The sequence below is a fragment of the uncultured Subdoligranulum sp. genome (assembly GCF_963931595.1).
Lineage (GTDB): Bacteria > Bacillota > Clostridia > Oscillospirales > Ruminococcaceae > Gemmiger.
In genome coordinates this window covers 2855265-2867456 of sequence record NZ_OZ007030.1, presented here as the reverse complement: position 1 = coordinate 2867456, position 12192 = coordinate 2855265, and the positions used below count along the sequence as shown (strand labels likewise).

Genomic DNA, 12192 nt, shown 5'->3' with positions numbered 1-12192 from the left:
AGGTATGAGCAATGGACTTTTTACGCAACCTGCCCACACAGCAGCCCCAGCAGCTCACCCAGCTGATTCAGATTCAACCTGGCCGCGTGGTCAGTATGGCTATGAGCCGGCAGGAACACTGCCAAATGACTCTTTTGGCCTTCGGCGACGGAGAGAGTATCAGTGAGGAATGCTATTTTGGCGATACCCTCTACTACATTCTGGAGGGGGCGCTTTATGTCTCTGCGGGGGAGGACAGCCGCTGTCTTCAAACGGGCGATTGCCTGGCAGTTCCCGCCCATACCCCCCACGCAGTAGTTGCTCCGGATGGCTGCAAGCTGCTGCAGATCACGCTTTCATAATGATTTAGGAGGAATAACTCATGGAAACTCTGATTAAGAATGTCCCTCATGCGCAGCCCTTTGCCTTGAAGGGGCAAGTGGAATATGAAGGGGGTAAGGTTGTCAGCCTGACCCTGGCCCAACAGCCCGGTGCGGGGATCACCCTGTTTGCCTTTGATACGGGTGAGGCCATTAGCACCCACGCTGCTCCCGGAGACGCTATGGCGACTATTTTGGAAGGAACGGCACAAATTACCATTGACGGCGTTCCCCACACCCTAAACGCAGGAGAAGCCATTATCATGCCTGCCGGCATCCCTCACGCAGTACAGGCGGTGACAGCGTTCAAGATGTACCTGGTGGTCGTGAAGACCCCGTCCTGCTGACAGAAAAAGAACGGACTCCATAGAAGCATTTTGACATCTGTGAAGCCCGTTTTTTATTCCAGTCCTGTCAGCAATTCGGCACACCCAGCATATCCAGCTCTGTGGGATCATGCGTGACAAGCCGCACGGTTTTTTCCATGCACAGGCGTTGGGTATATAGAGGCATGTATCAGGCAAATAATTACCTATTTAGAAAGAAGTAAAATAAGGAGAGGCGATCTCTGTAGATTGCCTCTCCTTATTCGTCATGGTGTATTCTTTTTGCTAAGTGGTAATGCACTCATACTCCGTAAGCTGACGCCCAGGGTGGAAAGATTGTGCAGCGTGGCGGAGGTGGCTGGTGGCAGGACTCCTGCCACACCGAGAGCGATCAGGGCGCCGTTGAAGCCAATGACAAAGCGATAGTTGGAGTGGATGCGCGCCATCAGCGCCATGGCGATCCGACGCAGCTCTACAAGCTCCCAGAGGCTGTCAGCGGCAATGGTGATGTCCGCAATCTCCCGGGCGATGGCGGCGCCGTCGCTGATGGCGATGCCCGCGTCCGCCTCGGACAGGGCCGGCGAGTCGTTGATGCCGTCGCCCACCATCAGGACAGTATGCCCCTCCCGGCGCAGCCGTGCCACATACTCCGCCTTGTCCGACGGAAGGACTCCGGCGCGGAAATCGTCCACTCCCACCTGGGCGGCAATGGCTGCGGCGGTACGGTAGCTGTCTCCGGTGAGCATAACGGTACTGGTGACCCCCAGAGCACGGAGGGTGGACAGAACTTCCTTCGCCTCCTCCCGCAGCGGGTCGGAGATGCAGATCACGGCGGCCAGCTGCCCCCCTACTGCCAGATACAGGTGGGAATACTCCGGCGGCAGCGCGTCAAAGCGTTCCTGTTCGCCCTCTGGAATGACGCAGCCCTCATCCTCAAAGACAAAGTGGGCGCTGCCGATGAGAACCTGCTCCTCATCGACGGTGCTTGCGATGCCGTGAGCCACCAGATACTCCACCTTGGAGTGGTACTCCTCGTGGCGCAGGCCCCGGCGTTTGGCCTCCTCCACCACGGCGTTGGCCATGGAATGGGGGAAGTGCTCCTCCAGACAGGCGGCCAGCCGCAGCATTTCGGCTTCCTCTTTGCCGCCGAAGGACACCACCTGAGCCACCCGGGGGCAGGCGTGGGTCAGGGTGCCGGTCTTGTCGAAAACGATGGTGTCGGCGGCAGCCACCGCTTCCAGGAACTTGCCGCCCTTGACGGTGATATGGGCCCGTCCCGCCTCCCGCATGGCGGAGAGGACGGCCAGAGGCATAGCCAGTTTCAGTGCGCAGGAGAAGTCCACCATCAGCACCGACAAAGCCCGTGCCACATTCCGGGTGAGGACGAAGCTCAGCAGACTCCCTACAAAGGTATAGGGCACCAGCTTGTCCGCCAGATTGGCAGCCTTGCTCTCAGCCTCCGACTTCATCTGCTCCGACTGCTCGATCATGTGAACGATTTGGTCATAGCGGCTCTGACCGGAGGCCTGCTTCACCTCCAGCACACACTCGCCCTCCTCCACCACGGTGCCGGCATAGACTGCGCCTCCGGGGCGCTTGGGTACCGGGATGGATTCGCCGGTGAGGGACGCCTGATTGACGGTGACCTCCCCCTCCAGCACCAGCCCGTCCACGGGGACGATGCCGCCGGCGCGGACGACTACCGCATCCCCCGGCTGGATCTGGGACACAGGAACCAGCACTTCGCCCTGGGCTGTGCGCAGCCAGACCCGGTCCACATTCAGCGACATGCACCGGGCCAGATCCGCCACAGATTTCTTTCTTGTCCACTCCTCCAGCAGTTCGCCCACCTCCAGCAGGAACATGACCATTCCGGCGGTTCCAAAGTCCCTTCTGCAGGCGGAAATGGAAATAGACAGGGCATCCAGCAGTTCCACCTTGATGCGGCGGCGCAGCAGGCAGCGCAGTCCCCGCCGTACAAAGGGGATCATGTGCCAGAGTATGTGGGCAATCCGCAATGGAGGTGGGAGAAACAGGGTACAGGCAGCTTTGCACACTACCTTAGTTACCAGTTTCTCCTCGAATTCCCGGTTCAGCGCCCGGCTGCTGTGGGCGGGAAGCGCGGTGGTCTGCTCCGCCTCCTGCCAGGAAAAATGCCGAATCTCATTCAGCACGGCTTGGCGAGTCCCATCGTAGTACAGGATGACGCAGCAGGTGCGCTCATGGACGGTGACCTGCCGGCACCAGGACTTTCCCTGAATCCATGCCTCCAGCAGATCCGCCTGAGCGAGCGTCATCTGTTTTTGCCGCAGCCGGAACCGGATGCGCCCCCGGCTCTCGTGCAATATGGTTGCGTTCATAGGTTCCTCCTTCACGAAAAGAGGGAGCCGCTGGCGGCTCCCTCTGGGTCAATCAGGCTTCTTCGCTCTCCAGATTGGCAGCGGCGGCTTCCTCCGCTTCCTTTGCAGTCCGGTCGTCGTTCAGCTCCTTGGCGGATGCCAGAATGTCCGCAGCGTTCTCCTGCACTGTAGTCACGGTTCCCATGACCGAGTCCTTCATCCGCAGACCGGCGGCCGTGACATGGACATAGGCCTTCTTGGCATCCTTGCTGGACAGCAGCTTAACGCCAAAAGAGCCAAACAAAGCACCGCCCGCAAAGCAGGCCAGTTTCGTATAAACACTCATCGCAATACTTCCTTTCCCTTATTTCCGCTTGTAGCCGGTGACCATGACCATAATCATGCAAATCACAGCGCCCCAGGCCCAAAAACGATGTTGTTTCATCGCTCTCACTCCTTTGATCACTTTGGAATGTCTGGTTATTATAACAGGAATTGTGGGAGTTTGTCGCTGTCAAAACGGACGCAGAGTTGCGGTTTCCGACATTTTTCTGTACTGGCCGGGAGTCATTCCATACTCCCGCTTGAACGCTGCGTTGAACTGGCTCATACCCTCATACCCCACAGACTGCGCAATTTGCTGAATGGACATCCGGGTGGTGCAGATCAGCTCCTGTGCCCGCCGGAGGCGCAGTTGGACCAAAAAGCTGTGAATCGGCATGCCATAGGCGCGGCGAAACCCTTCTTTCAAGAATGTCGGGGAAACGGAAAACTGTTTGCAGAGGAGCGCGATGGTGAGCTTATCAGACAGATGCGTCTGTATGTATGCCTTGACTTCCAACAGACTGTGGGATACTGGACAGCCTGATCTGGAGAGAGAATTATCCGATTCAGATACCTCGGTGCAGAGCAGATACAGCAGTTCCACCGACTTGAAAACACAGTAGCGTTCCTGCTCCTGCTCGGACAGACAGCGAACCGTTTCAAAAAATGCCTGCGTCCAAGGTGTGCTGCACAGGGCCGTGCAGCCATTTCTTGCTGTCATCTTTTTCTTGACAATCCTGGTGTCCAGCTTCATACCCAGAGTGGAGCAGACCGTCACAAGGCTTTCCTTTGCGGCTTTGGCGTCTACGGCAATCAAAACACCGCTCAGGTTTCCGCTGTACCGACACGAGCGGAGAGCGGAGCTGTCGGAGAGCAGGAAAATCCCCGGCGCCTCCACCGTGCAGGAGGTACCTTGTAACGTTCGGACAGTAAGGCGGCCGGTCAGGCAGAACAGCACCTCAAACTGGAGCGGTGCGCCGCACACCGGGACAGACCGCAGAGGTTCCTGCTCCGGCTCCGGCAGGGAAAACCGGCAGATCTGCACCCCTGGCATACTGCTGCTCCAACGGCCTGTGGCGGAGCCCTGGCTCGATAAATATTCTTTCAGCATGATTTCTCACGACCTGTTTCTCTGGGTTCGGAAATGGTTTTGCCTATGCTGACTGGGGATACAGGCAGAAGGCAGGAGACGAGCGCCTCCTGCCTTCTGCGGTGTTTTTGTCAGGCCAGCGACGCGCCCAGCTCGCGGCAAGCCGCCAGAGCGTCATCGTCCGGAGCCTCGTTGCAGATCACGCTGTCACAGGCCAGATTGGCGCCGTCGTCGTTGCAGCGGGACTCCCAGCTGCGCATCCATTCGCCATCGCCCCAGCCGTAGGAGCCGAACAGGGCGATATTCTTCCCGCTCAGCCTGCCCTCGCAGGCGGTGAACATAGGCTCGAACTCGCTCTCCTCCAGCTGCTCCGATCCCATGGAGGGGCAGCCGAAAGCGATGGCGGAATACTCGCTGACCTGCTCCGGGGAGAACTCTGCGGCGGTGATCACAGATACCTCGGCGCCCTTGCCCTTGGCGCCTTCGGCCACCGCCATGGCCATGGCCTCGGTGTTTCCCGTGCCGCTCCAATACACAACTGCAACTTTACTCATAAGACTCAACGACCTTTCTTTCTGGATTTGTTATGGTAGAAACATCAACCAGCCACGGTGAGCTGCTCGATGGATTTCCCTTGCTGCCACTGCCGGGAGTAGATTTTGCTGCACATCTCGTATTTCTCAAAGAGGTTTCTGGCGGCCTGCTCGTCGCCGTAGACCTTCCAGCAGCCCACGCATTTGTGATTGCACGCCCGGTTGCAGATAAAGCCCAGCACATCCTCGGGGGGATAGCTCAAAAACAGGCCGATCTCATGGGGGAATTCCCCTTCGCTCCGGAGCCGGTGGATCAGGTGAACCACGCAGCCATTGGGGTTTTCCGGCACATAGCCGTATTTGAGAAGCAAGGCTCTGGCGCGGTAATCGGTCAGATCGCTCTCCAGTGCATGGGGCCGGTAGGCGTAGATCAAAGCGCGGCCTTTGCGAACCCGAAGCGGAAGGACGCGTATTCCTCTGGGAACCAGTTTCTTGTTCAGCCGACACAAGTCTTTCGTCAGATCCTTCCGGCTGGGGCAGGCACAGGAAAAAAGATTTCCCGTCTTGATTCCCGCCAGGGTGGGAGAGCAGTGACGAATCAGCAGATCCTCTGACATAGGCGTTTCCCTCACAAAATCATGTCCATTCGAAGACTGTACGGCGAAATAGAAAAACTGACAGTAAATGTGGTTAGCGATTGCTAACCGATGCGTTAAATATATAGCCACCGCCTATTGGTTAGCGGTAGCTAACTAACACAATTATATACAGGGCAAATTCGCTTGTCAAGAGGACGAACGGATTTTGCTGACAGAAAAAATGGCGCTTGTCGGACGCCTGTGTTATAATATGCAAAACACCCGTTTTTATGGAGGTTCCTATGGCGATTCACGAGTCTGGCCAGATGTATCTGGAAACCATCTATATTCTTTCACAGAACAGCACCTTCGTTCGAGCTATCGATGTGGGAGCGCAGTTGGGCTTTACCAAGCCCAGCGTCAGCAGAGCCATGTCCATTCTGAAAAAGGACGGATATGTGAATGTGGATGCTGACGGTGCGATCACCCTGACGGAGACCGGGCTTGCCATTGCTAAGACGATGTATACCCGCCACACGGTGTTGAGCCAGATGCTGATGGAATTGGGCGTGGACGAGGAGACTGCGACCGAGGATGCCTGCCGGATCGAGCATGTGATCAGCGAAAAATCCTTTGCGGCTGTGCAGGCGCACTTGGAGCAGGTAACGAAAATGCGGGAAGATGCGCACGGGCAATGAGGCTATGCAAATTTGGCGGACTTCGCTATCGAGCGGCAACGCGATAAGTGAATACCTGCCATTTGGCACGGAATATTAAATGCGGTGGAGCCTGGATATGGCCTCCACCGCATTTTATGTGATCTGCGCTTTTAAATCAGGAGCGACCTGCTGTGTAAGTTCACCGCCAAGCGTACCTGCTCCATAGCTCCAAACGCTTACGGCAGCTCATCCTTATGTGTCTGCTGGCTTTTCAAAACCTTTCGGGCGGCTTTTTTGATTTTATGGCACACGCCAAGAATAGCGATGCAAAACAGCAAAGCTGTTAATCCATATCCAAACGACTGTATTGCCGTGTTCATGTTTATGCCTCTTTTCTGGCCGCTGCTGCCAATGAACTCAACCGAACAATCCTCTCTTTTTGTACGGCTCCTTCTGGATCGCTCCGACCTCATACCCCGTGCTGCGAATGGCGTTCATAACAGCCTCCGTGTCCAGCTCCGTTTCAGAGAGAATCACAGTCTGGTTTTTGCTGCGGGAGGAGTTTACCTTTTTGACCGGGCAGGCTTTGCGTACGGCGTCATTGACATGGGCCTCGCACATCCCGCACATCATTCCGTTGACTTCCACTGTGTACTTCCACATAATTTCTCATTCCTCCTTGGCTTTTGTATGATCGAGCTGCGCGGACCGGACGGCGGTCTGCCATGCCGCAGTCCGTTCATCGGGGATCTTCCTGGCCATCAGACAGCACAGCGGCGCCAACGAACTTCCGAGAAGCTGATGGCGAACGATGGAATAGCCGCGCTCGGACAGGTATGCCATCAGCTCCCCGGCAGTCCAGACATGGTACACCCGAAAGCCTGACAGCCCCATGAACCAGAGCCGGAGTCTGGCGCTTCGGCTTTTGCCCCAGACAAAGGTGGGGGCGAACAGCAATCCCCCCGGCTTCAGAACCCGCCAGGCTTCCGTCAGAGCTTTTTCCGGGTGCGGCATGACATGGAGGGCGTTGGAGATCACGACCGCATCGAAGCTCTCCGGGCCGTAGGGCAGCTTGGTGGCGTCCTGGACGGAAAAGTGGAGCCGGGACGAATGCACCTGCTTTTTGGCCTGACGGATCATTTCAGCTGAAAAGTCGGTTGCCTCCCAGCTCCGGACACATGGAGACAGCGGCACGGACAGCTGACCTGTTCCGCAGGCCAACTCCAGCACATACATGTCCCGTTTCAGAAAAGGACGCATTGCTTTGCATATCTGCTGATAGGTTGCCCGAGAGCGGCGCATGAAGCCGGAATAGCGTATTGAAAACCGATCCCAAAATTGTTTGTTGTCATCCATGAAATATGGTCACCTCAATGTTGGTTAGCGTTTGCTAACTACATCATACTCTTTGTCGCGCGAAATTGCAAGATGCCGCCATATTGGTTTTGCATATTCTCTGGGATAAATCACGAGAAGAGGCTGGAACGAAGAATGACCGGGACATGTATCCCGGTCATTCTTTTCTTTCGCGCCTCTGCCTTTACCGGCACCAACCGGTGGGATTGGAGCGGGCGGTGATGAAGCGGCGGTAGATACACTACTTAGGGTTTCCATATCCAGCGCATGACATAGGAGAGGGTGTATCGAGTCTTTGTGTCCGACCGGTAAGGAGTCTCTTTTGGATTAATATATTTTTTAATTTGAAATAGCTTTATCTTTTTTTCCAATTCAATAAAATTGCAGAGTTTGCTATAACAAGTACTGAGCCTGCATTATGTACTAACGCTCCGACTACAGGGTTCAAAGTCCCGCTGATAGCGAGAATGATGGCCAAAAAATTAAGAGTCATAGAAAATGTCAGATTGCACTTGATCGTTGTCATCATTCGCTTGGAAAGCGCAACCAAATGCGGCAGTTCCTTTACTTCGTCATCTACCAGCGCAATATCTGCTGCGTCTACAGCAATGTCGCTGCCAACGCCGCCCATAGCGATGCCCACATCTGCTTTTTTCAAGGCTGGAGCATCATTGATGCCGTCCCCGATCATGCACACGGGTTTCCCTGTTTCCTGATATGCGCCAATGGAATTCAGCTTGTCCTCTGGTAAGCAATTGGCGTGTACTTCATGAATGTCCAGCTGACCTGCAATGGCGTTTGCGGCACTCTCATGATCTCCGGTCAACAATACCGGCTGTACATTTAGTTCAAAAAGCGTATGGATCATATCTGCGCTTTCTTTTCGCAGCGTATCGGAGAGAGTGAGATAGCCGGCAAGCATACCGTCTGCCGAAAGATAGATAATAGTCCCGCCCTTACAGATCGTTTCATCCACTGTGGGAACCGATTCCATAAAGACGCCATGTTCATTCAAAAATTCCAGATTACCTGCCAGGAGTTCTGCTGCCTCTGTTTGTGCACAAACTCCTCTGCCGGGAATCATCTGGAAATGATGCACTGGTTCCAGTTCCGCACCGTATTCGCTTTTATAGCAGTTTACTACGGCTTTGCCCAGAGGGTGTTCTGACAGCAGTTCAACAGAAGCGGCCAAACGATAGATCTGTTCTTTTGTATATTGATCGGATACGCTTACAACATCCATGACTTTTGGCTTCCCGTATGTAAGCGTGCCTGTTTTGTCAAAGGCTATTACTTTTACATTTGCGAGCCGCTCCAGCGCATCCCCCTCGCGCACCAAAAAGCCGTGTTTTGTGGCGTTTCCGATGGCGGCCATGATTGCGGTAGGGGTAGCCAACACCAGAGCGCAGGGGCAAAATACCACCAGAATGGTTACGGCACGGATGATCTCCCCTGTGATAAGCCAAGTGATGGCTGCGGCACTCAAGGCGATCACAACGATCCAGGTTGCCCAACGATCGGCAAGCCCTACAATTTTGGCTTTTCCTGCATCTGCACTCTGCACCAGACGGATCATACGCTGAATCGAACTGTCCTCACCCACCTTTGTGGCTTCCATCTCAAAAGCGCCGAACTGATTCACTGTGCCGCTGGACACTTCGTCCCCCACTGTCTTGTCTACGGGCAGTGATTCACCAGTCATCACAGCCTGATTGATCGAGGTTTGCCCAGATACGATTCTGCCATCCACCGGCACGCTTTCTCCCGGCAGAACGCGGAGCAGATCTCCAACCTGCACCTGTTCAGCAGGAACAATGTTTTCCTTTCCATCGCGCAGCACCCGAGCCGTTTGGGGTGTCAGATGCACCAACTTTTCAATCCCGGCGCGGGCTTTGGCTACAGTCAGTTCCTCCAGTAGGCTGCCAAGCTGCATGATAAACGCCACTTCACCTGCGGCAAAATCTTCACCAATCGCAACAGAGGCAATCAGAGCCAATGATACCAGCACATCCGCCTTTATATCGAAGGAGGTGACCAGACCAATAATCGCCTCTAAAATAATCGGAATACCACACAGGATAATCGCAATCCATGCCATATCAAAAGGAAATGGACGGACATCCAGCAGGCTAAGCAGCACTGCAGCTCCGGAGATAATTAAAAAGATAATATCCTTTTTGATGCCGCCCAATTCCAATAACGATTCGAGCCTTTTGACAAGCACTTTCATGATTGTTCCTCTCTTTCATACGGTAGGGGGTATATGTATATTATACCCATGTGGGTATATTTTGTCAAGAAATAAAGCAGCCTTTCGGCTGCCTCATTTGGTATTAACCCATGTTGGAAAATCGTTCTACAGCTTTTGTAAAACTTTCGATTGTTTTATCCGCATCCCCGTGCTCAATGCCATCCCGGACACAGTGGCGAATATGCCCCTCCAAAACCACCTTTCCGCATCCGTGAAGCGCAGATTTGGCAGCATTGATTTGAGCAAGAACATCCTCACAGGGGACATCTTCATCTATCATTCGGTCAATCGCCTGAACCTGACCAATGATTTTCTTGAGTCTGCGGTGCAGATTATCCGCATCCATGCACTGTCTCACAATAGTCGCCTCCATACCATTAGGGGTATATGTAAAGTATATCGAACTTGCAGTGTATTGTCAATCTGCAGCTGGGTCGGAAGGGGTATAAAAAGCGATTGGTTCCATGTACTCATAAATCTGGAAAAGCGACTGAGAGGGAAAATGATTTATAAATAGAGAAAATGACTTGACGGGTTAGCGATAGCTAACTATAATCAATCATAGGACACTACACTTTTTGAGGAGGGCCTGTGGAGAAGTACAAAATCGAGAAAGACTCCGTGTAGGAGATTCCTATACGGTTCTTGGTTGCGTCCGTCAGCCGCTGGCAAAGCTGGCCGACGGACCGATGCACCTGCAGATCGTCCGGATCGACTTTGCGGAATACATTCACGGTTAGATTGGAGGAGATTATGCCGATTGAACTATGGCAAGGGCTGCTGATCCCCTTTGCCGGGACGACGCTGGGTGCAGCCTGCGTCTTTTTTATGCGGAATAACTTGAGCGAACTGGTGCAGCGCGCTCTGACCGGCTTTGCGGCAGGGGTCATGGTGGCGGCTTCCGTCTGGAGTCTGCTGCTGCCCGCGATGGAGCAGGCGGCGGACATGGGGCGGTGGTCCTTTGTCCCCGCCGTTGCAGGTTTCTGGCTCGGCATCCTATTCCTGCTGGGACTGGATCGGCTGATTCCGCATCTGCATCGTGGCAGCGCGGAGGCCGAGGGCATCAAAAGCAATTTTGGAAAGACGACCATGCTGACGCTGGCTGTGGCGCTGCACAATATTCCGGAAGGAATGGCGGTAGGGGCGGTCTATGCCGGGTGGCTCTACGGAGATAGCGGTATCACGCTGGCGGGGGCACTGGCTCTTTCTCTGGGAATTGCCATTCAGAACTTTCCGGAGGGCGCAATCATATCCATGCCCTTGAAAGCAGAGGGGCTCTCCAAATCCCGCTCCTTCCTGTATGGGATGCTGTCCGGTGCAGTGGAGCCAATAGGCGCCATCCTGACCATCCTGCTGGCGGGGATTTTGGTTCCGGTACTGCCTTACGCCCTGAGCTTTGCCGCCGGAGCGATGGTCTATGTGGTAGTAGAGGAACTGATCCCGGAGATGTCAGTGGGAAAGCACTCCAATATAGGGACTATTCTGTTTGCAGTCGGTTTTACCCTTATGATGACGCTGGATGTGGCGCTGGGCTGAGTCAGGTTGCTTGGAAGGAGGATTTCAAATGTCCCATTTTGGCGTTGTGGAGGACACGCTGTTTGTCCCTATGCAGGGCAGGATCTATGCCAGTGAGCACTGTCCAAATATTTTGTACGATCCAAAGGCGCTGGAACTGAAAAAAAAACTGCCTTCCGGCCTACCGGAGCAGGACGGACAGAGCCAGTATACCCTGCTGGCCTCCGCCGCCAGGTCCGCCAATATGGACCGGTTCATCCGGGCCTTTCTGGAGCGCAGGCCGGACGGTGTGATCGTCCAGCTCGGCTGTGGCCTGGAGACGGTCTATTACCGCTGCGACAATGGAAAGTCGCACTGGTATGCCGTGGATCTGCCCCATGTGGTGGAGTACCGGCGAGAGCTGCTGCCGGAGCCGGAGCGGGAGACCTATCTCGCCGGGGATGCCTTTGCCGGGGACTGGATCAGGCAGATCCGCGCCGATGTGCCGGATGCTCCTATTCTGGTCACCGCCGGCGGCCTGTTCCACTATTTTGAGGAAAGCAAGGTCGTGGGCCTCCTGCGAATGCTCACAGAGTTTGGAGAGATCGAAATCGTCTTTGATACCGTGAGCAAAAGCGGTATGGCCATGATGCGGAAAAAGTACATGAAGCAGGTGGGTCACGGGGACGTGCAGATGCTTTTCTATGTAGACTCGGCGTCGGAACTGGCCGGGAAAATTGGGAACGGGGCCAGGGTGCTGGCCGAGGAGCCCTATTACCGCCATATCCCCCGAACCGGATTGAAGCTGTCTACCAAGATCAGTATGGCGGTTTCGGACCGGTTTTGGATGGTCAGGATGATCCATCTGGCAACCGAATGATGC

General features: G+C 54.8%; 15 protein-coding genes. 5 read left to right on the top strand and 10 right to left on the bottom strand.

What is annotated here, in order from left to right; all coding sequences use genetic code 11:
- Window positions 1–11 precede the first annotated feature (11 nt).
- Both ABGT73_RS13675 and ABGT73_RS13670 read left to right on the top strand, forming a co-directional pair.
- Window positions 12–341, top strand: a complete 330-nt coding sequence (locus ABGT73_RS13675) for a cupin domain-containing protein (protein WP_204705173.1) — start codon at window positions 12–14, stop codon at window positions 339–341.
- Window positions 342–361: 20 nt separating this feature from the next.
- Window positions 362–706, top strand: a complete 345-nt coding sequence (locus ABGT73_RS13670; RefSeq protein ID WP_346670195.1) for a cupin domain-containing protein — start codon at window positions 362–364, stop codon at window positions 704–706.
- A 245-nt stretch (window positions 707–951) separates the two neighbouring features.
- On the opposite strand, the gene ABGT73_RS13665 is transcribed toward ABGT73_RS13670, so the two are convergent.
- The 5 genes from ABGT73_RS13665 to ABGT73_RS13645 all read right to left on the bottom strand — a co-directional run bounded on the left by ABGT73_RS13665 (window position 952) and on the right by ABGT73_RS13645 (window position 5588).
- Complete coding sequence (locus tag ABGT73_RS13665) at window positions 952–3045, bottom strand: heavy metal translocating P-type ATPase (protein ID WP_346670194.1); 2094 nt, start codon at window positions 3043–3045, stop codon at window positions 952–954.
- A 52-nt stretch (window positions 3046–3097) separates the two neighbouring features.
- Window positions 3098–3370 (bottom strand): DUF6110 family protein, encoded by a 273-nt coding sequence (locus ABGT73_RS13660; RefSeq protein WP_195279723.1) that lies wholly within the window; start codon window positions 3368–3370, stop codon window positions 3098–3100.
- A gap of 168 nt (window positions 3371–3538) precedes the next feature.
- Window positions 3539–4402 carry an AraC family transcriptional regulator gene (locus tag ABGT73_RS13655; RefSeq protein ID WP_346670193.1) on the bottom strand — a complete coding sequence of 288 codons (864 nt, stop codon included), beginning with the start codon at window positions 4400–4402 and terminating at the stop codon, window positions 3539–3541.
- Between the two features lie 167 nt (window positions 4403–4569).
- Entirely contained in the window at window positions 4570–4992 is a 423-nt protein-coding gene (locus tag ABGT73_RS13650) for a flavodoxin (RefSeq protein WP_087394226.1), read from the bottom strand.
- 44 nt (window positions 4993–5036) lie between these two features.
- Complete coding sequence (locus tag ABGT73_RS13645; protein WP_346670192.1) at window positions 5037–5588, bottom strand: DUF3793 family protein; 552 nt, start codon at window positions 5586–5588, stop codon at window positions 5037–5039.
- Between the two features lie 263 nt (window positions 5589–5851).
- On the opposite strand from ABGT73_RS13645, the gene ABGT73_RS13640 reads away from it, so the two are divergent.
- Entirely contained in the window at window positions 5852–6247 is a 396-nt protein-coding gene (locus ABGT73_RS13640; RefSeq protein WP_164475022.1) for a metal-dependent transcriptional regulator, read from the top strand.
- A gap of 197 nt (window positions 6248–6444) precedes the next feature.
- On the opposite strand, the gene ABGT73_RS13635 is transcribed toward ABGT73_RS13640, so the two are convergent.
- From ABGT73_RS13635 to ABGT73_RS13615, 5 genes are all read right to left on the bottom strand, one after another.
- The gene (locus ABGT73_RS13635; RefSeq protein ID WP_346670191.1) at window positions 6445–6588 is read right to left on the bottom strand and encodes a hypothetical protein; all 144 of its coding nucleotides are present in this window, start codon (window positions 6586–6588) and stop codon (window positions 6445–6447) included.
- Window positions 6589–6625: 37 nt separating this feature from the next.
- Window positions 6626–6871, bottom strand: a complete 246-nt coding sequence (locus ABGT73_RS13630; protein ID WP_346670190.1) for a heavy metal-associated domain-containing protein — start codon at window positions 6869–6871, stop codon at window positions 6626–6628.
- 6 nt (window positions 6872–6877) lie between these two features.
- The gene (locus ABGT73_RS13625) at window positions 6878–7564 is read right to left on the bottom strand and encodes a class I SAM-dependent methyltransferase (RefSeq protein WP_346670189.1); all 687 of its coding nucleotides are present in this window, start codon (window positions 7562–7564) and stop codon (window positions 6878–6880) included.
- A 355-nt stretch (window positions 7565–7919) separates the two neighbouring features.
- Entirely contained in the window at window positions 7920–9794 is a 1875-nt protein-coding gene (locus tag ABGT73_RS13620; RefSeq protein ID WP_346670188.1) for a cation-translocating P-type ATPase, read from the bottom strand.
- Between the two features lie 103 nt (window positions 9795–9897).
- A complete protein-coding gene (locus tag ABGT73_RS13615; RefSeq protein WP_087180278.1) occupies window positions 9898–10173 on the bottom strand; it encodes a metal-sensing transcriptional repressor in 276 nt (91 codons plus the stop codon).
- 395 nt (window positions 10174–10568) lie between these two features.
- On the opposite strand from ABGT73_RS13615, the gene ABGT73_RS13610 reads away from it, so the two are divergent.
- Together ABGT73_RS13610 and ABGT73_RS13605 are read left to right on the top strand one after the other, a co-directional pair.
- Window positions 10569–11351 (top strand): ZIP family metal transporter, encoded by a 783-nt coding sequence (locus tag ABGT73_RS13610; RefSeq protein WP_346670187.1) that lies wholly within the window; start codon window positions 10569–10571, stop codon window positions 11349–11351.
- A 28-nt stretch (window positions 11352–11379) separates the two neighbouring features.
- Window positions 11380–12189: a class I SAM-dependent methyltransferase gene (locus ABGT73_RS13605; RefSeq protein ID WP_346670186.1), complete on the top strand. Its 810-nt coding sequence runs from the start codon at window positions 11380–11382 to the stop codon at window positions 12187–12189.
- The last annotated feature ends 3 nt before the right edge of the window (window positions 12190–12192 follow it).